Below are 20,325 nucleotides of genomic sequence, written 5' to 3' on the forward strand. Positions count from 1 at the left end.
TGTCGTTCATTACATTGCAGAGGCGATATACTTAAAGATGAAGATGGCTGACATCACCCACACACTCATCGATACACTGCGCCCTTTGCCACTAAATAGTTTGATAGCCGCATAAGCAATGAAACCAAGAGAAATACCTTCTGCTATAGAGAATGTCAGCGGCATTAATAAACAGGTAACGACGACAGGAGCCGCTTCTGTTAAATCGCGCCAATCAATACTGACCAAACCAGAAAGCATCAAAATTGCCACATAAAATAATGCACCAGACGTAGCGTACGCAGGGATCATTCCAGCTAATGGCGAGAAGAATAATGCAAGTAAGAACAAAATGCCAACAACGACTGCAGTCAGCCCTGTGCGCCCGCCAGCAGCAACACCCGCCACACTTTCAATGTAAGAGGTTGTGTTTGATGTACCCAGCAGGGCACCGACTGACGTAGCGGTAGAATCGGCAAGCAATGCTTTATTTAGACGTGGGATTTTACCATCTTTGCCAATCAAATCTGCTTTTTGCGCCACGCCAACTAAGGTGCCAGCCGTGTCAAATAGATCGACAAACAGAAACGCAAACACAACTGAGATCATACCCACTTCAAAAACGGCGGAGAAATCAAGCTGCAAAAAAGTTGGCGCAATACTTGGTGGTGCCGACATAATGCCATGCCACTGAACGTCACCAAACACTAAACCAAGGCCAGTAACCGCAAGAATCGCGATCATTACGGCACCCTTTAAACCACGATGAACCAAAGCAATCGTCAGGAAGAAACCTATCGCACCGAGTACAGCAGGAAGAGAAGTAATTGCGCCGACAGAAACCAAAGTTGCAGGGTTATCAACCACAATGCCTGCATTCTTCAGGGCAATAAAGGCAAGAAAAAGTCCAATACCGGCCGAGATCCCCGTTCGTAATGACATCGGAATCGAACCGATGATCCACTCACGGATTTTAAAGATACTAAGAAAAATGAACAGCACACCAGAAACGAATACCGCCGCCAGCGCAACTTGCCATGTATATCCCATGCCGAGCACAACGGCGTAAGTAAAAAATGCGTTTAACCCCATACCCGGAGCCTGCGCAATTGGGTAGTTGGCGACAAAGCCCATGATGAAACAGCCAATAGCCGCCGCAAGACACGTAGCAACAAATACTGCACCACGGTCCATGCCGGCATCCGCTAAGATCGCAGGGTTAACAAAGATAATGTATGCCATCGTGAGAAATGTCGTTATTCCTGCGATAACCTCAGTGCGCACGTTTGTGCCATATTCACTAAGTTTAAATAGCCTTTCGAGCATGATCGAGTCCTATAAGGGTAAAAAGTAAACGGTTGCGTAATCGATTGGCTGTGGATTATAGAGAGATCAGATCACAAATTCCAGATAGAATTAAGGCTGTAATATGCTTTTATTAATGGCTTATGAACCTAGTCGCGCTTCATTTCTTCAAAAAGAAAAAGCGGATTTCCATATCGTATTGCCATTGAGCCGTAAAGGAAGTCTTGAACATTGAGATAAAAAAACGCCACCTCATCTGAGGTGGCGGCGAATCATTTTAGCCAAACTGACTACAAAAAAATTCCAATATCTAGGGGGGTGAACATACAGTTCAAATAACATGCTTAAAGTCTTAATAACCAAAGCTTGTTGGGTAAGCAAAGTTGCCAGTGTAAACAGACTTGTTTGTCCAGAACATTGCTGATGGTAAACCTTTCATAACTATCACCTTATAAAATCAATTGAACATAAATTTGATTTCTCGGTTCCATGGAGGCGATAAACGGACTCATCCTTTGAGCATTTTTTCTTCGCTTTCGAAGTTGGTTACAAATATACCACCAAGAAATTAAATTACAATATTTAGCGTGACAAAAATCACATAATTTTATTTTAATGATCTACATCAACAGATTCAGGTAATTAAATTACACAAATATCAGCAAAAAATGATTATTAGGCGGTAAGGGGAAGAATCTCATCGCCGATTGTGTCATCTCTTCTATACGCTACAGTCGATTTAATGTGACACCAATAAAACAATTCTCAAGCGGTGAGGCTACTCGCTGATTGTCGAGAGTGGTATGCTGTCCACCACTACAAGTCATGCTCAGATCTAGTCGATATCGCTACCAAAGAAACATTTCGCCTGTTCATGATCTGGCAAGCTCGAATAAAAGGAGTATTCCGTGTCTGAGTTCTATTCTGAAATCAGTAAATTGTCATCGGCACCCGTATGGCAATTTTTCGATAAAATCTGTTCCATTCCTCACCCGTCTAAGCATGAAGAAGCCTTAGCCCAACACATCATCCAGTGGGCGACAGAGCAGGGTTTAGCGGTACGCCGAGATCCAACCGGCAACGTTTTCATAAAAAAACCAGCGACAGCTGGCATGGAACATAAGAAAGGTGTGGTTCTACAAGCTCATATTGATATGGTGCCGCAAAAAAACGAAGACACGCAGCACGACTTTGCTAAGGACCCTATCCAACCGTATATCGATGGCGAATGGGTAACGGCCAAAGGAACCACTTTAGGTGCCGATAACGGCATGGGTATGGCTGCATGTTTGGCTGTTCTCGCGTCAAAAGAGCTCAAGCACGGTCCTATTGAGGTGTTACTGACGATTGATGAAGAAGCGGGTATGACTGGTGCTTTCGGCCTTGAAGCGGGTTGGTTAGAAGGAGAGATCCTGCTCAATACTGATTCAGAGCAAGAGGGCGAAGTGTATATGGGCTGTGCTGGTGGTATTGATGGCGCAATGACTTTTAATATCCAACGACAAGCCATGCCTGCTGGTTACGTAACACATCAATTGATTTTGAAAGGGTTAAAAGGAGGTCACTCTGGGTGTGACGTCCATACTGGCCGTGGGAATGCTAACAAGCTACTGGCTCGCTTTCTTGCTAGTCACGCACAAGAACTTGATTTACGTTTGATCGAGTTTCGCGGTGGTAGCCTACGTAACGCCATTCCTCGAGAAGCGTTTGTCACCGTGGCCATTCCTGCCGAAAATGGGATAAAACTGGATGAGCTATTTAGCACCTATACCCAGCTAGTGAAAGAAGAGCTTGGACGCGTCGAAACGGGAATTGTCACTTTCAACAACCCGCAAGACAATGCGGAAAATGTCTTCGCTCTTGTTGATCAACAACGTTTTATTGCCGCATTAAATGCGTGTCCAAACGGTGTGATCCGGATGAGCGATGAAATTGAAGGCGTGGTTGAAACCTCATTGAATGTCGGTGTGATTACCACACAAGAAAACTCTGTGACTGTGTTATGCCTTATTCGTTCTCTGATTGATTCAGGTCGCCAACAGGTTGAAAGCATGCTCAAATCCGTTGCTGAGCTAGCGAATGCGGAAATTGCCTTTACTGGTGCTTATCCGGGCTGGAAACCAGATGCCGATTCAGAGATCATGGCTATTTTCAGAGACATGTACCAAGGTATTTACGGTCATAAACCGAATATCATGGTGATCCATGCTGGTCTAGAATGTGGTCTTTTCAAAAAACCGTACCCAGAAATGGATATGGTTTCGTTTGGCCCAACCATTAAATTCCCTCACTCACCGGATGAGAAAGTGAAGATCGACACAGTCGACCTTTTCTGGGAGCAAATGGTTGCCCTACTAGAGCATATTCCAGCGAAAGTTTAACCCACTCTGATGTCGAATTCTTCAACCAGCGTGTAATATCAAGTTGATGAATATCTTGCTTTGGCTGCGGAATTCGGCATCAATCCTTACCTCTTTTTCTATCAATTAATTTTATCGATAAGGCAAATTAATTTCATTAGCGCACATTTTTTGTGACTGCTAGAGTTCGCCCCCTTGAAGTTCCTAGAGTTATTCACCACACTCTCTTCAAGCGATAACACCATTTAAAAGTTGTATCGGGGATGCGGCTAATCCTTAGCGGCGTCTTACATTCTCCAAAAATATTGAAACTGCGATGAAAGAAAAAATGATTGTCGGATGGCGAGAAACTCTCAGCCTTCCAGGGTTAGGTATTGATCAAATTAATGCCAAAGTCGATACCGGAGCCCGCACGTCGTGCTTACACGCATTTAAGGTAGAGAGCTTCATCAAGGAAGAGACTCTTTGGGTTCGCTTTTGGATCCACCCTGTGCAGCGCAATAATGACAAGGTCACAGTGTGCGAAGCTAAAGTCATTGATGAACGAATCGTCCGTGATTCCGGTGGCCATGAAGAGTCACGTTACGTTATTCAATCAGACGTCAGTTTGGGCGGCCAAACTTGGCCCATTGAAATAACGTTAACCAATCGCGAAAATATGGGTTTTCGTATGCTATTAGGTCGCACCGCAATGCACCGTCGAATTTTAGTTAATCCAACTAAATCGTTTTTAATCGCTTTCGAGGAGAGCAAATAATGAAAATTGGTATTCTGTCACGTAATGCTTCGTTGTATTCAACCAAGCGTCTGATTGAAGCGTGTAAAAGCCGTGGCCACCAAGTCAAAGTGATTGATGGGCTGCGTTGCTATATGAATATCAATTCTGAAAAACCCGAAATTCACTTTAAAGGTGAAGAGTTAGCGGGTTTTGATGCAGTCATTCCTCGTATTGGTGCATCCGTTACGTTTTACGGTACTGCGGTATTACGCCAATTTGAAATGATGGGAGTTTATCCCGTCAATGAATCTGTGGCTATTAGCCGTTCCAGAGATAAGCTTCGCTCAATGCAGCTATTGTCTCGTCGCGGCATTGGTATGCCAATTACAGGTTTCGCCAGCAAACCCGATGATGTCAAAGACTTACTCGACATGGTCGGAGGAGCACCGGTAGTAATTAAATTACTTGAAGGAACTCAAGGCATCGGTGTAGTGTTAGCGGAAACACGCAAAGCAGCAGAAAGTGTGATCGAAGCGTTCATGGGCTTGAAAGCCAATATCATGGTGCAAGAGTACATCAAAGAGGCTGGTGGCGCCGATATTCGCTGTTTCGTTATTGGCGACAAAGTTATCGCAGCCATGAAACGGCAAGGTGCCGATGGTGAGTTTCGCTCTAACCTACACCGCGGCGGAACGGCCTCTTTGGTAAAAATCACCCCTCTAGAACGTAAGACGGCTATCGATGCGGCGAAGATTATGGGTCTCAATGTTGCGGGTGTGGATCTTTTGCGATCGGAACGTGGCCCATTAGTGATGGAAGTCAATTCATCGCCAGGTCTTGAAGGTATTGAAGCCGCTACTGGTAAAGATATCGCCGGGTTGATTGTCGAATTTATTGAAAAAAATGCGGCAACGAAAGGGACAAAAACACGTGGCAAAGGTTAGGAAAAACACAGCATTTCATTTCCTGGGGGATTCAGTTCCCCCAGGAACGCGCAAGGCAATGGAGCTAGAAGCGGCTAAGCTTTATACACACTCGCCACTCTCTATCCCTATCGAAATCATTAATGGAATATCCACTGGCCCAACCTTAATGGTTAATGCCGCCATCCATGGTGATGAACTGAACGGCGTTGAAATAGTCCGCCAACTGATCAACTCCATCGACCCGCAAAAACTAAAAGGGACACTGATTGTTGTCCCCATCGTCAATGCCTTTGGCTTTATTCATAAATCTCGCTACCTTCCTGATCGACGCGATCTCAATCGCTGCTTCCCTGGAAGTGAAACTGGCTCCCTCGCCTCTCGCATTGCACATACTTTCTTTTCCCAAGTCGCTTTACGTTGTGATTACATCATCGACCTGCATACTGGTGCTATTCATCGCACGAATTTGCCACAAATCCGCGCCGATCTCACTAATCCTGAAACCTTGCGTATTGCCCAAGCATTTGCAACCCCAGTGATCATCGACTCTCCACTGCGTAATGGCTCGCTCAGAAGTGAAGCAGAGAAATCAGGCATCACAGTATTAACTTATGAAGCAGGTGAAGCGCTAAAATTTGAACCTATTGCCATCAATGCGGGTATTGTCGGTGTGAAACGCACCATGCAAGCCATTGGTATGATGCGCAAAAGTCGCAAGGCCGTACCGACATCGATCATCGCAAAATCAACCAGTTGGCTCAGAGCCGAAAGCGATGGCATCTTGCGCACAGTGGTGACTCTTGGTGACAAGGTCGAAAAAGGACAAGTGCTTGCCTATATCAACTCACCGCTTGGTCATGTCGAAGTCGAATTAAGAGCCAATAAGGGTGGTATTGTGATTGGGCAACAAACTCTGCCTCTTGTTAATGAAGGAGATGCCGTATTCCATCTCGCCTACTTCTCGCAAAGCGATGAGATGGTTGAGCAAGTCGTGGGCGATTTTATTGAAGAGGTCGCAGACAGCGATTTAGAACCTCTGACCACGGGACACTTGATGCCACCGTCGATGGTCTAAATAGTCGATAACTCTAAACAATAGAGACACATAAGTTCAATAATAAAGCCCTTATTCAAAGGGCTTTATGCTGTTTAAGCGTGAGTGGGATGAAGAAAGTAACTCATTAACCGAACGAAGCCCAAATCACCGTAGCCACTAATACAGGGCAGACAAATTTCACATACCAAGGCCAGATTTTACCAAACCAACCTAATTGGAACTCAGGGAAACCTTGCTCTAACTCTTTGACCTTCGAGTGACGACGCCATACCCAACCGCCAAATAGGCAGAACATCAGCGCTGCTGTCGGCTGCAAATATTGCGTCGCAACCGTTGCCACTAAGCCAAATAGCGCACCAAAGTTATAAACAATAACAACACTGACTAGCGCAATTAACGCGCCTAATACCCAGCTTGTTGGTGCACGTTTCGTGTTAAAACGCTCGCTGACTAAGGCTACTGGGCATTCCAGCATAGAGATAGAAGAGGTTAACGCGGCGATCGTCAGTAAAGTGAAAAATACGATCGCAAACACCTGACCCATCCAACCAAGGCTATCAAACATCAATGGCAACACGGTAAAAACGAGCGTGTCTGAATTGAGTAAAGAACCGTCAGCGGCATAGATTTCCACACCTTTATGCATCGCAACAAACATCGCAGGCAACACAACAAGGCCAGCAATAAAAGCCACGGCGGTATCAACTAAAGTCACATTTAGTGCCATCTTCGGCAGGTTTTCTTGCTTACTCAGATAAGATCCGTAAATCAGCATCGAGCAGCCACCAATGGTTAATGAGAAGAAACCTTGCCCCATTGCCGCCAGTAAGAGATGTCTGTCAAACACCTTTGAAAAATCAGGGACCAAATAGTGTTGTAAACCTTCCATAGCTCCTGTTTGCATCATGATGTAAACAAACAGCACACCAAACAGTACAAACAATGCAGGCATTAAACGCGTTGACCATTTTTCAATCCCGTCTTTAACACCACCTTGCACGATTAGAATCGTCAAAATATAAAACACTAAGGTTCCGAATAAGTTACGCTCAACACTAAACCCTTTCAACCAAGCTGTGATTTCCACAAAACCCAATAACTCTGTCATCGCACCGAGTAAAAAGCAGATTAGCCAGCCCCCGACGATGCTGTAAAACGCCAGTACCGCACTCGGAACACTCAAACCAATCCAACCGACAAAGCCACCGACCATTTTACCTAGTGGATGAGGCGTTAATGAGCGCATGCTATCAACAGGGTTTGCTTGCCCAAAACGGCCTATCGCCATTTCAACCACTAACATAGGGAAGGCAACGACCATGATCATCACCAAATAAACCAATAAGAATGCGCCGCCGCCGTTGCTTGCCGCTTGGGTTGGAAAGCCCCAAATATTACCTAGGCCAACTGCCGCACCCGCCGCCGCAAGAATAAAACCAAGACGTGAACCAAAATGTTCACGAGAATCAGACTGTGTCATACCACTCACACAAATATCAATAGACTAGTTAGCTAGTACGGTAATACAGGCAATCAAATAGAGCAATTCCACTGCTTATTTATTAAACAAGCATTGCAAAAATAAACAGAATTTACTGCGTAAAGATTATTGAACAGGCAATGTTAACTGGAGATTAGAGGTGAATTTTTGCACGAGATAACGACCTCTTCCTTGTGCTTTGACTGCATAAAGTGCTCTATCAGCCACATGAAAGAAATCTAGATAGTGATTCAACTGTGGGGTATCAATTTCAACCCCTCCAACACTAATTGAAAGCGTCTTCTTAGCCGGGGAAAATTGGTGGGTAATGCGCAGTGATTCAACCGATTCGATCAGTCGTTTAGCATAAGCTTGACCATCAATTTCGATGTCGCTCGCCAAAACTACACAAAACTCTTCTCCACCAAAGCGAGCAACCAGTTTTTCACCGCCAAAATCCAATTTTTTTAAGCTAGTCGCAACAGATTTCAATGCTTCATCACCCTCTAAGTGGCCGTAGTGATCATTGAACAATTTAAAATAGTCAATATCGATTAAAAACAATACGATATATCTAAATTGATAATCAACAATATAGCTTTTAAAGACCTTTTCTAAACGACGGCGGTTCGCAATACGTGTGAGTGGATCGTGCTCTGATTGCCATTTTAGTTCACGCCGACTGGTTTCCAGCTCCCATACTATTTGGTTCATCGTACGCGAAAACTCTTTCATTTCCTTCGATATGAAGGATCGCTCACTAGGCATCTTTCCACCCGATGCTTTAAATTGATCCAGTACTTGATTGGCATCATTGATTGGCTTGACTACTTTATTCGCTACAACTAAGTTCAAGAAAAACATTAGGATAGAGAATGAAGCAAGCCCAGACAGCTCCTGCCATTGAATAAACGGTGGGACTTTAACGGTATGACTTACTTTAATCAACACAGTAAGACGATTGCGATAATCAAGCATTTCAAGGTAAGAGATATTATCTTCATGTGGCGCGGCAACGGTTTGATCATTAAGACTTTTGATCAGCATCACTTCCACATTTACCCCAGTTGCAATCACAAGCTCATTGATAAACTGCTCACTGATCCTTTTTAAAAAAAGTAAATAACCTTTGTCGCACTCCTTTGCGTCACTATTACAAACCCGAGAGGTTGCAACGATAAAAGGTTTGTCGTCTATCACGATAAAACTGAGATTCGGTTTGATGAAATCTTTTGGTGCTTTCATCGTGTCCACTAAAATATCACCAAAATTATATCGAATCGCATCATAACTGGCTTCATGGCCAGTCTCATAGTCGTAGCGCTGGCCCCAAACTAATTGCACATCTGGATTAAAAATAAAAATACCGTCTAATGACTTGGATTCAAAGGTGTGAGTACCAATACTGTCGCGAATAAAATCATCATTAGGCTTAGCAATAAAATCGGCCATTTCATTCCATGCGGCATAATCAGCCAATGATGCCCCCATGTCCGCTTTTTGCATATTAAGAACAGTTCGAACTCGGTTAACCTCACCTCGTTGCAAGGAAAGAGCATCTTCAACGGCGCGATCATAAGACCACATAAACTTAAATAGCAGATAACACAAAATAAACAGCACAACGAAGGCTATTGAAACTAATGCTGTTAACCGCCTCAAACTAAAATTATTAAACAACATCCATACCAGTAAATTAACCTAACATCATAGACACAAATAAAGAGCACCGAATGTGCTCTTTAAGTTTAGATGGTAAAGACTTGATAATCTTTTAATACTGGTATTTTTTGGTGCAGTTGTTGTTCCTGCTCAACCATATCATTAAGAGACTCACAAAAATCACGACTCTCTTTTTGAATTGTGGCGGCGTTTTCTTGAATTCGCTCGGCTAACTTAACTTTTAAGTCCGCCATGGTATCGGTCAATTTTGTGATATTTAATCCACCCTCTTCTCTCATTTTCAGTGAAAGAGCATCGAAGGCACCGGATATAAACTCTTTGTTAAATAAAGCTTTCGCTTTTTCAAAATCATCGGCCCAAGTTTGCGTCATTGATTCAAAAGTCTGCGCAGGGAGAACCAGCTCGCCATCTTTATAATAACGAGATTCAATATTAGTAAAAAAAGCAGCCATGGATTGCTTGGCGCTATCGAAGGCGTTGGGAGATTCAATACTTTTCGCAACATCATCCAAAATATCATTCGCCAACGCTAAGCCATCACTCGCCATCTGTTTTACTTTAGGCAATGAAGCATTCATGCTTTCTCTATACTGCTCAAGGGCCGTTTTCTGCTCACTGTCGAGCTCCATCTTTTCACCACGGATATAGAGATTGTTCTGTTTATCCATCAAAACAGTGTCGGTGCTCGTTTTAAGAATTTCAACCTTATCACCATCAAGGTGAACTTCATGGTTCACATCAACTCGGCACTGCGCTGCCCACAAAGGGGAGCTCAGCAACATTAAAGTGACTAACACTACTTTTTTCATTGTTTTCTCTCATCGATCGTTTTATGACTAACCATATCAGGTGTGGATATTTGATGAGTTAGTATTTCTCGCTAGCAATATAAATGATTTCAACCTAAAAACCGTCAATTTAATGACATAAATGTTAGTTTGTTTCACTAATTTAAAAAAAACTGAGCTGCTTATTGAGCATTTCTGGCTTTAACATCACCTGTAAACCAAGTAAGCGAATTTCTCGCCCATTTTGCCGCAACAAAATATTCTCCAAAAGGGTTCGAAAATCATTGAGCTCTAACTGTGGATGAAGATGCTCAATCGTCGTAAGTTGAAAATCGGCAAACTTGACTTTGATCCCTTGTTTGACAATCGACCCATCAACACTCGCTCTCTCTAACCTCGCTTTTATCTCTGGGTAGAGATGATGTTCAATCACCTGCCAACACTCTTCATAACTTGAAATATTTTGACTAAATGTTCTTTCGACACCTAATGATTTGCGCTCCCTCTCTGTCACGACTTCGCGATTATCAATTCCATGACTTTTCTTCCATAGTGAAGCGCCTAATCTGCCAAAGTTACGAAGTAGCTCTCGATAGTCCGTTAGCTTGATATCTTCACACTTATAAAAACCCGCTTGGTGCAACTTTTCCAGACTAACCTTACCGACACCGGGTATTTTCTCTAGCGGCAATGAATCGACCACCTGCTGTACTTTATCGGGTGGTATTACAAATTGGCCGTTAGGCTTATTCATATCAGAGGCCACTTTAGCCAAAAATTTTACAGGTGCTACACCTGCAGAGGCGGTCAGTTGGAGTTCGTTGTGAATATCATGGCGAATAGCTTGAGCTATCAATGTTGCGCTTCCTTGACATAACGGTGAATCACTCACATCAAGAAATGCTTCATCTAATGATAACGGCTCAATAATGGAAGTATAACGTTCGAATATCTGTCGGATTTGAATGGAAATAGCTTTGTATACCGACATTCGCCCCGGAACGACCAGCAGATTGGGGCATAATTTTAAGGCTTGAGCAGTCGGCATTGCGGAACGAACGCCAAATTTCCTCGCTTCATAATTGCAAGTACTTAACACACCACGCTGCTTTTCATGACCACCAACGGCTAGAGGGCGATGCCTATATTCGGGGTTATCACGCATTTCTACCGCAGCGGAAAAAAACTAGCGGGTTTAAAATGTAAGTATCGGTAAGTTATTAAATGAAAATGCAATAATTACAATAAGTTAATAGTAAAAATTAACTTACAAAATCCGCATACAAAAATTTCTTCGTATTTTTTTTAAAAAGCCTATTTCATCGTCAATTAACTTACAAAAACCCTAAAGGTAACTGTAATTGATTTGTTGAATTCTTCGGCTCAACCCCAACAGTCAACCCTACTAGTCTTATCCCACGCCCCAGACTTCTAGTTAAAGCTTCCTTACATAAGCTTATAAAAAACTGTTTATCCATTTTGTCATATTTTTGCTCTACTGTTGTCTGCTGGAAATCACTGAATTTTAATTTAACTCCTAACTTAGTAATGAGCTTATCATCAATAATCGTTTCTAGCCTTCGCTCCAATTCAGCAAATAAGAGCTCTATTGCACTGATACATTCATCTAATTTATAAATATCATCCAAGAAAGTTCTTTCGACTCCAACCGACTTTCTTACTCTTTCAACAATGACGGATCTGTCATCAATACCCTGACACCTTTGCCAAAGTGTATTTCCGAACTTGCCAAATTGAGCGATTAAAGTGTTCTTATCGAAACCTTTAACATCATCTCCTTTGTATAAGCCGAGTTTATTTAATTTCTCTAGTGTTACTTTTCCAACTCCATTTATTTTCCCCAGTTCTAGTTGGTCTATAAAGGTTTGGATTTCTTCAGGCGGAACAACACAGATCCCATTAGGCTTGTTAACATCAGAAGCCACTTTAGATACAAATTTAAGTGGGGAAACACCAGCAGAAGCCGTTAAGTTAAGTTCGGTCTCAATAGAACGGCGTATATCTTGAGCAATTAATGTCGCTGACCCCTTAAACATCTGTGAATCGGTCACATCTAAATATGCCTCATCTAATGAAAGAGGCTCGATAATTGATGTATAGCGTCTAAAAATTTCATTGATTTGTTTGGAAACGGTCCGATACTTTTCCATGTTGCCAGATACAACTGTAAGGTGGGGGCAAAGCTGCAAAGCTTTAGCTGTTGACATAGCAGAGCGCACACCAAAAGATCTCGCTTCATAGCTACACGTCGATATAACACCTCGACCATTTTTACCACCAACTGCTAATGGTATCCCACGTAGATTGGGGTTATCTCTTGCCTCTATCGATGCATAGTAACTATCGAGATCTATATGGATTATTTTTCTCATAATCATCTATTTTATTGAGTGCTTTTTCGATGCTTTCAATGATATTAGGTACATAAATCGTCTAAAAGCACCCATAAAAACTGTACATATACACAGCATTATATCATGAGGCATTTATAATAGAAGTAGGATTACAAGCAAGAAAAGCTCTCTTTTTATTAATGCTAATACACAAATTTTAGGTATAAAGACAACAATGGTAATAAAATGCGTGTTCGATGAGAAAGCAGTCGATGATCCAATTTCTTTGATTAGAGATCAAACTTTTGGACAGAAACCACTTAATCTGGACGCCTAACTCACCTTCTTTTTCTCTCTCCTCGCCTTAAGAAAGACCTCTGACCAACCTGCGCAGACGATCTCCGTTATTGACAACCGCTAGCGCCTAAATGTTATGTTATAACATAACATTTAGGCGCTAATGCAATGATGCAAAGGGATGAAATGGATCAACCCATAATGTCTGCCCGAGGGCTATGTGCCGATGGGGCTTCTGGCTGGCGAGCGGTAAATGATGTGACGTTCGACGTTTTCAACGGCGAGTGCGTGGCCATTATTGGCCCTAATGGCAGCGGTAAATCCAGCTTGCTGAAAGCCATGACAGGCGAGTACCAAACCGTGATGGGTACATTGATGATCGCGGGTGTTAGCGTGAATGCACTGCCGAGGCAACAAATGGCAAAGACCGTGGCCGTTGTCGCGCAGCATGAGCATGTTGATCCTCGCTTGAGCGTCAGTGAGTACGTTTGGCTAGGACGCGTGCCTCATACCTTTTGTTGCGGTAAGAGTGAGCATGAGAGGTCTGTTCGGCAAGCGCTTGAAGATGTCAGCCTTTCGCATAAAGCCGACCAACCTTTTGGCTCCCTGTCTGGGGGAGAGCAGCAACGGGCAAGTATTGGGCGGGCATTCGCGCAAGAACCCAAACTCTTGCTGTTGGATGAGCCCACAAACCACCTTGATCACCTTGCCCGCCTTGAGCTACTGACCTTGGTGAAACAGCGAGGCATTGCCTCTATTGCCGTCTTACATGATTTACCTCTGGTGACGCCCTTTGCCGACAAAGTGTTGCTCATGTCAAAGCAAAAAATGGTGGCTTACGAATCGCCCGACATCGTTATGCAAAACACATTTATCACGCCCGTTTTTGGCTTGAACGTTATCCCAATCAATCACCCACACATTAATTGCACGATTCATCACTTTGAAGCGGCGCAATCTCGTTTTCATTCACCCGCAGTAGGAACCCTCCAATGAAATTGTCTGTCATCTCGACGCTGTTCTTTTTTCTATCACCTATCGCTGCAGTCAATGCAGCAAATACCAACTACCCGGTTACCGTCGATAACTGCGGCAGTCCACTGACCATTGAGAAGAAACCAGAGCGTGCTGTTTTTCACGATATCAACATGACCGAGATGGCGTTTGCCTTAGGGCTTCAGGAAAACATGGTCGGCGTAACGGGCATCTCCGGCTGGTACAAAATGTCACCCTCTTTTGAAAAACGCTTAGGAAACATTCCTGAGCTCGCCCCCAAATACCCGTCGTTGGAAACATTGCTCGCAGCCAATACAGATTTCTTTTTCGCGGGATGGAATTACGGCATGAAGGTCGGCGGTGATGTCACGCCCCAGACGCTTGCACCCTACGGTGTCGACACCCTGGTCCTGACAGAAAGCTGCATTCATACAGGTGATCAAAGTGGCTCTGCCAACATGGAGTTGCTTTATGGCGACGTCATAAAGCTGGGGATCATTTTTGATAAGCAAGATGAAGCGCAAGCACTCGTCACCCAGTGGAAAGCCAAACTGAGTACCTTGGCGAACAAACAGGCCAGTGCTGGTACGCCTCCTCCGAACGTCTTCTTGTTTGACTCGGGCGAAGACAAACCCTTCACGGCGGGGAAATACGCCATGCCTAACGCCATGATTGAGGTCGCCGGGGGGCGCAACATTACGGATGACATGCCGACAAGCTGGGCGCGTACATCGTGGGAGAACGTGGCGCGTGCCAACCCCGATGTGATTATTCTTCTCGACTATCAAACGGTGAACAGCGCGGATTCTTTGAAACGCTTCCTGGAAGAACATCCACTCATGAAACACACGAATGCCGTGACTTCTGAGCGCTATGTAAAGCTGCGTTACGAAGAGCTGACGCCAGGGCCAGCCAACATCGAAGCCATTGAAAAGCTATCTGATACATTCTTCCCACAGTAAGGTGAAGGCAGCGTAACGCCGAATGAAAATCCAAAAATACCGGATGGCATGGCTGGTTGGCATCGCCGCCATGCTGTTCGCGTTCTCCATGAGTTTACAATTTGGCGCCGTGCCACTGACGTGGAATGATGTGCTTGTCGGGTTACTCTCTTTCAATGATGAAGAAATCAGCATGGCAAGCCGCATATTCATTGATTTGAGGTTGCCAAGGGCGTTACTTGCTGTGATTGCAGGAGCGGGCTTGGCCATGGTAGGCGCGGTGCTCCAAACCGCGACACGAAACGACCTCGCCGATCCTTTCTTATTTGGTTTGTCATCGGGTGCATCTGCGGGCGCAGTATTGGTGATCACGCAAGTGGGGGATGCCCTTGGCGTGTGGTCATTACCGATTGCAGCGTTCTGTGGCGGGATCATCTCTGCATCTGCGGTGCTTTTTCTGTTTTCGATGCAGAAAAAACGGGGCGACAACAACATTGTTTTGTGCGGCTTGGCGATCTCGTTTTTGTTTGGTGCGGTCACCAGTTTTCTGATTTATTCAGGCGACCAGCGCGCGGCGAGCTCCATCTTGTTTTGGACAATGGGAGGTTTGGGATTGGCCCGTTGGGATAACCTCTTTTTTGCCGCTGTTGGGGTACTGTGTTTGGTGATATTGCTACTGAAACGGTATCGCGAACTCGACACTTTACTAGTGAGCGAACAAACCACCCATTCTCTCGGCATCAATGTGCATCGCCTACAAAGCGAAGTGTTTCTCTGCTGCGCCTTTTGCACCGCATCGATCGTTTCACTCACGGGCGTAATTGGGTTTATCGGGTTGATGGTGCCTCATCTCGTCCGCCCCTTTTCAGGCATGACGCACAAGCTGGCACTGCCCTTAATTGCATTGTGGGGCGCGGTAATTTTGTTGCTGGGTGACGTTGTCAGTCGCACCGTGTTAGCGCCACAAGAACTGCCTGTGGGCATTGTCACTGCTGCATTGGGCGGCGTGTTTGTTCTCTATCTGGTATGGCGAAAGCCGCTTGACCACTAAGATATGCTGCTGTTCACATGCCACAGATTGAAGCGGTTTAGGGTCATTTTTTGGACAAAAGCGTGATAGAGCCGTTGCTCTAACTCTTCTGTTTCGGATTAAAATTTTTTTAAGGATTTAACGCTTTGCTCACCGGAAAATTGGGAGCGAAGCGAGTAATTTTTCCGTGTGCAGCAACTTGTTATGCATTACTTTGCAAGACACGTTTAATGATTTTAACTACATCATCATTTTTATCTATTGTTACTGGAAAACCTTTAACATTCAGAATCTTACTTTCTATGTCTATCGTCAATTTTCCACCACCAACAGAACATTTAAATATATTGGCGCGCTCCCCAAGAATAGTTTTAGCTAATATATTGATATCTTGGGTAGTTGTCTTTTCATTTGCGCTTAATCTGGCAGCAGCTGGTGCTGCAATGGACAGAAGTATATCCCTTAGTGATTCAGCCTCATCAATCCGTTTTCCGTCAGATGCGTATTCAATACAGCGAACTAAATCACCCAATTTTTCTCTAATTTCAGCGATTGGAATCTGATCTAAGAACTCAATTTCATCGACGGCAGCAGTAGGCTTTCCTTCTGACGTATAAATATCAGAAGCTTGATAATATGATTCAATCGCCCCCTTCCTTAAAATAAAACACCCAGATTCTTCTAGTAATCGTAATACAACTTCTAACCGGTCTTTCAAGGAAGACCATTTATCGCCATTGGTTAAACCTTTCAAATCAGAGCCATCCAAACTCATTAGCGTACAAAAAGCAGACCTTCTCTTTACTTTTTCATCAACTGACTCTTCGGCGTTAACGTAGTAAGGGTGCCTTTCAGCCAGTTTAGATATATCTCCCCAATTAGGACCTACGAATGAACAAAAATCGCTATATGTTGAAGAAGCGAGTTTTATAGCTGATGGCGCTCCAAGTTTTGAAGCACTTGCATCTGCAGCAGGGGAACTAGCTAAAAAGCATTGAACTAGGTCCATGTCATCTGTAAATGCGTCAGCGTCTGCGAGAACTACTGGATTTTTCCCAATTAGCCTCATGAACTTTGCTACAACTGGCATTTGACCTTTGCCAATTACCGGAAGCAATTGAGAGCCTGCAGCTTCAAGATGAAGCTCAAGTTTGTTGGATATGAACGACGCGATCATTACATCACTTGGCCCTTCTACTAATAGCGGCCTTCGGCAAAACAATGATAGCTTATGCTCTTGTCCAAGCCGGGCAATCAAAGCTTGGAGCTTTCTATTTTTCAATTGTTCATTGCTGGGATTGAGCTGGACAGGAGGTTTATCTAAATCATGACAGAATATTAGTGATGTCAAGTCACTAGGCTTGGTGATTCGGAGCATTTCTGTCGAATGCGTAGCCATAATCACTATTTTTTTATATCCACCTTCAGAAGGGTGGCCCGCTGCAGTAGTAATTTCATTTAATAAAAATGACTGTAACTGTGGGTGGAGCGAAACTTCAGGTTCATCAATTAATAAGGCGCCTACTTCATCGTCATACAAGGCCGCCAGAATACCGACAAGATGAAGTAATCCTGATGCTTCCCGGCCTGACGAGTAAGGTTTAGATGTGGAATCTAATCTTGCAAACACTACCTTTAAAGTCCCGGCATCCCATTCAATGATCAAATCCCGTTTGAATAGTTTTCTTAATCGCTCTTGTACTTTGATTAATATATCTGCGCGCTCAGAAAGAGTTTGGAAGTCACCATTAAGCGTTTCCGTTTGATGCCTTCGGCTTGTGTCACGCTTTGACCCAAAACTTGCATTTTCATAATTTGGGTGACCGCGCTGGCCATCGAAATCTGAGCGATATTGCTCAAGAAGGCCCATTCGCCCAGCAGACAGAAAGCGAACCTTTTTCCCTAGTACTATGGAAGCTAGAGGTTGCTTTAAACCTCTCAGAAGGTGAGTCTTACCACCACCATTTGGGCCAATGAGAACGGTCAGCCCTCCTTGCAGCTCTATCTCTCTAGAAAAGTTGCCATTGTGGCTATTTATATTTGCATTAATACTTATTGGAAAATTCAAGATTATTCCTTCGAGTTAATATGTGCAAGATTCTGATCTAACATCAGATGCATAACATTTTATTCGTGCGCATGCGCGTTTATCACGTTAGACCAGTAAAAACGCGCACAGTTAACTATCTGTATGTAAAGAAGTTATCAGATTTTTTACAAATACACCATCCGGAAAAACGCGCACGAATGTTGTTCTCAAAACCCTCAAAAACTAGCGTAATACGATATGACTGTATATCTAACTAGGATTCGGCTGTTATAGAGAAGCACTAAAGTGGAGGGCTAATAGATGAGATTTTGTAGGGTAACTCTTTCGTAAAGTCCAGAACTAACAAACGTGTGCTAACAAGTTTTGGGGCATTTTCAATTTAGAAATGGCAGCGTCCGAATGTTATCGCTGCCATTTTTGTATGATTTGTCACCGCACTTGTGTCCCTACAAGCAGAGAAAGCAAGCTAATATGCAACTCAGACAAGCATTTCAGCATTACACTGGGAAGCCAAAATGTTTTCCGTCTGGCAGTTCTACATCAATGCGAAGCTTGCCACCGGTCGCTTCGACGTATTTCTTTAGAGAGCTAAGACGTAAATCTTTGCCAGATTTCTCTAAATTGGCAACTGATGGCTGGCTAATGCCCATAGCTTTAGCGATTTCTACTTGAGATAGATGGGTGATCTCTCGAAGCTCGGCAAGACGAATATCAAGGAGCATATCCGCTGCTTTTTCTTTAGCGGCAGCAAGTGTTTCTGGTGACATTTTTGCGTCAAGTACGCTTAATGGGTTACTTTTCATTTTTAAGCCCCTCTAAATGCTCATCAAATTCTGCATCAGCTATCGGAATCATTTTTTTGTAGAATCTCTTATCGCCAGTTTTGTCACCGCCACATAAGACAATTCCTGTTCTTTCAGGGTCAAAAGCAAAGAAAGCCCGTATAGGTTTCCCATTACTTTGCACTCGCAACTCTTTCATGTTGCTGTGCTTTGAATCTTCCACTGTGTCAGCATATGGTCTGCTTAGCTGCGGCCCTCTTTCAAGAAGAACCTGAATGCATGCGCGGACATTAATTTGATCGCTTTCATCTAGTGATAGAAACCACTCGTCAAAAAGCGGTCTAGTTACTACATTCCACATGTTTTATCTTTGCTTTCTTAGTATAGATTATATTCTATATAGATTTTTGTCTATATACAATGACGTCAATTTTAATAATCACTCAGCCCTACAAATTCTATGGTTAAGCAATGCCTCGGTTAAAATAAAGCAGTTTGAATTGGGTGCACCTCAAGCAAACCATATCACATCTCTGAAAAATTGGTTCGTTTATTATTGGTTTTATACCCTATGTGGACTAATATTGAATACCATACTTAAAACAGACCAAAGTGACAAAAATGTTCATACGAGGGTACCTAAGAGCATCAACTGATGAACAGGATGCTAATCGAGCTAAAGCTGAATTAGATCAGTTTGCCAACCAAAAAGGTGTACGTATTGCCAGTTTCTATATTGAAAACCAATCAGGTTCTAAACTAGAAAGAGCTGAGCTGTCACGTTTAATAGATGATTCTCATCAAAATGATATTTTGCTTATCGAAAAGGTTGATAGGTTATCAAGATTGCCATATGAACAATGGAAGCTGCTCAAACATCAATTAGTTGATGCGGGACTTCATATTGTTGTTCTTGACCAGCCAATGACTCACGCGGCCCTCAGTGGTAACGCCGAAAGTTCTATGATTTCAAAAGTGCTCACTGAGTTTATGATTGATCTCGCTGCGGCAATGGCCAGGGATGATTATGAGACTCGACGTAAAAGACAGGCACAAGGAATACAGAAAGCAAAAGCCTTGGGTAAATACCAAGGAAGAAAACCAGATCTCAAGCTGAGAGAAAACGTAGCACTTTTACTTAGTGAGGGGAAAAGTTGGTCTCAGATTCAACATCTTCTAGGCTGTAGCCGATCAACTATTGCAAAGGTTAAAAAACAAGGTAACTCTGATAAAGACTCCACTTTGTAAGAAAGAATAAAATGAAGAGATTTTTTCCTTTAGAAATATAAGGTTACGCTCTTAGCGTACAATATATTCCGAATCGTCGAGTGACCCCTAAATAAACACCTAAGATAAGCACCAGTCATGACACCATTATCGAAAAAACGTATAAATAACGCACTACAAAAAATTCAAGAGTATAAAGAAATCAGCTCAGTAGAATCAAAGGAGGTATGCGCCCCATAATCCCACGGGGCGTTTTAATTTCAGTGTGAGACGTTCCAAGGCAGAAGAGAGTTAATATCAGGCTCTGGCTTTGCCAGTTCTTTCATACATTTGACCATGTAATCGTAGAGTA

16 protein-coding genes and 1 pseudogene are annotated in these 20,325 nt (G+C 43.4%); 8 read left to right on the forward strand and 9 right to left on the reverse strand.

The window, feature by feature from the left end:
• Window positions 1-9: 9 nt before the first annotated feature.
• Window positions 10-1,305 carry an NCS2 family permease gene (locus EXZ60_RS07040; RefSeq protein ID WP_013856188.1) on the reverse strand — a complete coding sequence of 432 codons (1,296 nt, stop codon included), beginning with the start codon at window positions 1,303-1,305 and terminating at the stop codon, window positions 10-12.
• Between the two features lie 887 nt (window positions 1,306-2,192).
• Here EXZ60_RS07040 and EXZ60_RS07045 point away from each other — a divergent pair.
• The 4 genes from EXZ60_RS07045 to EXZ60_RS07060 all read left to right on the forward strand — a co-directional run bounded on the left by EXZ60_RS07045 (window position 2,193) and on the right by EXZ60_RS07060 (window position 6,363).
• Window positions 2,193-3,665 (forward strand): aminoacyl-histidine dipeptidase, encoded by a 1,473-nt coding sequence (locus tag EXZ60_RS07045; protein WP_277435488.1) that lies wholly within the window; start codon window positions 2,193-2,195, stop codon window positions 3,663-3,665.
• 295 nt (window positions 3,666-3,960) lie between these two features.
• A complete protein-coding gene (locus EXZ60_RS07050; RefSeq protein WP_094147590.1) occupies window positions 3,961-4,401 on the forward strand; it encodes an ATP-dependent zinc protease in 441 nt (146 codons plus the stop codon).
• Window positions 4,401-5,306, forward strand: coding sequence for a 30S ribosomal protein S6--L-glutamate ligase (gene rimK, locus EXZ60_RS07055; RefSeq protein ID WP_010320145.1), 906 nt, complete (start codon window positions 4,401-4,403; stop codon window positions 5,304-5,306). Before EXZ60_RS07050 ends, rimK begins: the two co-directional genes overlap by 1 nt.
• Complete coding sequence (locus tag EXZ60_RS07060; RefSeq protein WP_088718002.1) at window positions 5,266-6,363, forward strand: succinylglutamate desuccinylase/aspartoacylase family protein; 1,098 nt, start codon at window positions 5,266-5,268, stop codon at window positions 6,361-6,363. Before rimK ends, EXZ60_RS07060 begins: the two co-directional genes overlap by 41 nt.
• Before the next feature lie 106 nt (window positions 6,364-6,469).
• Here EXZ60_RS07060 and EXZ60_RS07065 read toward each other — a convergent pair whose 3' ends face one another.
• The 5 genes and pseudogenes from EXZ60_RS07065 to dinB (EXZ60_RS07085) all read right to left on the reverse strand — a co-directional run bounded on the left by EXZ60_RS07065 (window position 6,470) and on the right by dinB (EXZ60_RS07085) (window position 12,689).
• Window positions 6,470-7,825, reverse strand: coding sequence for a sodium-dependent transporter (locus EXZ60_RS07065; RefSeq protein WP_064625823.1), 1,356 nt, complete (start codon window positions 7,823-7,825; stop codon window positions 6,470-6,472).
• A 126-nt stretch (window positions 7,826-7,951) separates the two neighbouring features.
• A complete protein-coding gene (locus EXZ60_RS07070; RefSeq protein ID WP_277435489.1) occupies window positions 7,952-9,508 on the reverse strand; it encodes a diguanylate cyclase in 1,557 nt (518 codons plus the stop codon).
• Between the two features lie 65 nt (window positions 9,509-9,573).
• Window positions 9,574-10,317 (reverse strand): YggN family protein, encoded by a 744-nt coding sequence (locus tag EXZ60_RS07075; RefSeq protein WP_277435490.1) that lies wholly within the window; start codon window positions 10,315-10,317, stop codon window positions 9,574-9,576.
• A gap of 142 nt (window positions 10,318-10,459) precedes the next feature.
• Window positions 10,460-11,473 (reverse strand): annotated as a pseudogene (gene dinB, locus EXZ60_RS07080) (DNA polymerase IV); the annotation flags it as partial.
• A 157-nt stretch (window positions 11,474-11,630) separates the two neighbouring features.
• Window positions 11,631-12,689 (reverse strand): DNA polymerase IV, encoded by a 1,059-nt coding sequence (dinB, locus tag EXZ60_RS07085; RefSeq protein ID WP_139152127.1) that lies wholly within the window; start codon window positions 12,687-12,689, stop codon window positions 11,631-11,633.
• 459 nt (window positions 12,690-13,148) lie between these two features.
• Between dinB (EXZ60_RS07085) and EXZ60_RS07090 the strand changes: the two genes are divergently transcribed.
• From EXZ60_RS07090 to EXZ60_RS07100, 3 genes are all read left to right on the forward strand, one after another.
• Entirely contained in the window at window positions 13,149-13,943 is a 795-nt protein-coding gene (locus EXZ60_RS07090) for an ABC transporter ATP-binding protein (RefSeq protein WP_115339205.1), read from the forward strand.
• The gene (locus EXZ60_RS07095) at window positions 13,940-14,905 is read left to right on the forward strand and encodes an ABC transporter substrate-binding protein (RefSeq protein ID WP_115339206.1); all 966 of its coding nucleotides are present in this window, start codon (window positions 13,940-13,942) and stop codon (window positions 14,903-14,905) included. The genes EXZ60_RS07090 and EXZ60_RS07095 overlap by 4 nt, the downstream gene beginning before the upstream one ends.
• Before the next feature lie 70 nt (window positions 14,906-14,975).
• Entirely contained in the window at window positions 14,976-15,935 is a 960-nt protein-coding gene (locus tag EXZ60_RS07100) for an iron ABC transporter permease (RefSeq protein WP_115339887.1), read from the forward strand.
• A gap of 181 nt (window positions 15,936-16,116) precedes the next feature.
• Here EXZ60_RS07100 and EXZ60_RS07105 read toward each other — a convergent pair whose 3' ends face one another.
• From EXZ60_RS07105 to EXZ60_RS07115, 3 genes are all read right to left on the reverse strand, one after another.
• Complete coding sequence (locus tag EXZ60_RS07105; RefSeq protein WP_277435491.1) at window positions 16,117-17,982, reverse strand: AAA family ATPase; 1,866 nt, start codon at window positions 17,980-17,982, stop codon at window positions 16,117-16,119.
• 479 nt (window positions 17,983-18,461) lie between these two features.
• The gene (locus tag EXZ60_RS07110; RefSeq protein WP_277435492.1) at window positions 18,462-18,767 is read right to left on the reverse strand and encodes a helix-turn-helix domain-containing protein; all 306 of its coding nucleotides are present in this window, start codon (window positions 18,765-18,767) and stop codon (window positions 18,462-18,464) included.
• The gene (locus EXZ60_RS07115) at window positions 18,757-19,107 is read right to left on the reverse strand and encodes a type II toxin-antitoxin system RelE/ParE family toxin (protein WP_277435493.1); all 351 of its coding nucleotides are present in this window, start codon (window positions 19,105-19,107) and stop codon (window positions 18,757-18,759) included. Before EXZ60_RS07115 ends, EXZ60_RS07110 begins: the two co-directional genes overlap by 11 nt.
• Before the next feature lie 260 nt (window positions 19,108-19,367).
• Here EXZ60_RS07115 and EXZ60_RS07120 point away from each other — a divergent pair, with 260 nt between their 5' ends.
• Entirely contained in the window at window positions 19,368-19,994 is a 627-nt protein-coding gene (locus EXZ60_RS07120) for a recombinase family protein (protein WP_277435494.1), read from the forward strand.
• The last annotated feature ends 331 nt before the right edge of the window (window positions 19,995-20,325 follow it).

Source organism: Vibrio sp. 1151_11, assembly GCF_029478525.1.
Taxonomy (GTDB): Bacteria; Pseudomonadota; Gammaproteobacteria; order Enterobacterales; family Vibrionaceae; genus Vibrio; species Vibrio anguillarum.

What these genes read in the sequence shown, in the direction of transcription:
- EXZ60_RS07040 (WP_013856188.1), bottom strand. Translation starts at nt 1,305, where the DNA reads ATGCTCGAAAGGCTATTTAAACTTAGTGAATATGGCACAAACGTGCGC.
- EXZ60_RS07050 (WP_094147590.1), top strand. Translation starts at nt 3,961, where the DNA reads ATGAAAGAAAAAATGATTGTCGGATGGCGAGAAACTCTCAGCCTTCCA.
- rimK (WP_010320145.1), top strand. Translation starts at nt 4,401, where the DNA reads ATGAAAATTGGTATTCTGTCACGTAATGCTTCGTTGTATTCAACCAAG.
- EXZ60_RS07060 (WP_088718002.1), top strand. Translation starts at nt 5,266, where the DNA reads ATGCGGCAACGAAAGGGACAAAAACACGTGGCAAAGGTTAGGAAAAAC.
- EXZ60_RS07065 (WP_064625823.1), bottom strand. Translation starts at nt 7,825, where the DNA reads ATGACACAGTCTGATTCTCGTGAACATTTTGGTTCACGTCTTGGTTTT.
- EXZ60_RS07070 (WP_277435489.1), bottom strand. Translation starts at nt 9,508, where the DNA reads ATGTTGTTTAATAATTTTAGTTTGAGGCGGTTAACAGCATTAGTTTCA.
- EXZ60_RS07075 (WP_277435490.1), bottom strand. Translation starts at nt 10,317, where the DNA reads ATGAAAAAAGTAGTGTTAGTCACTTTAATGTTGCTGAGCTCCCCTTTG.
- dinB (WP_139152127.1), bottom strand. Translation starts at nt 12,689, where the DNA reads ATGAGAAAAATAATCCATATAGATCTCGATAGTTACTATGCATCGATA.
- EXZ60_RS07090 (WP_115339205.1), top strand. Translation starts at nt 13,149, where the DNA reads ATGTCTGCCCGAGGGCTATGTGCCGATGGGGCTTCTGGCTGGCGAGCG.
- EXZ60_RS07095 (WP_115339206.1), top strand. Translation starts at nt 13,940, where the DNA reads ATGAAATTGTCTGTCATCTCGACGCTGTTCTTTTTTCTATCACCTATC.
- EXZ60_RS07100 (WP_115339887.1), top strand. Translation starts at nt 14,976, where the DNA reads ATGCTGTTCGCGTTCTCCATGAGTTTACAATTTGGCGCCGTGCCACTG.
- EXZ60_RS07110 (WP_277435492.1), bottom strand. Translation starts at nt 18,767, where the DNA reads ATGAAAAGTAACCCATTAAGCGTACTTGACGCAAAAATGTCACCAGAA.
- EXZ60_RS07115 (WP_277435493.1), bottom strand. Translation starts at nt 19,107, where the DNA reads ATGTGGAATGTAGTAACTAGACCGCTTTTTGACGAGTGGTTTCTATCA.
- EXZ60_RS07120 (WP_277435494.1), top strand. Translation starts at nt 19,368, where the DNA reads ATGTTCATACGAGGGTACCTAAGAGCATCAACTGATGAACAGGATGCT.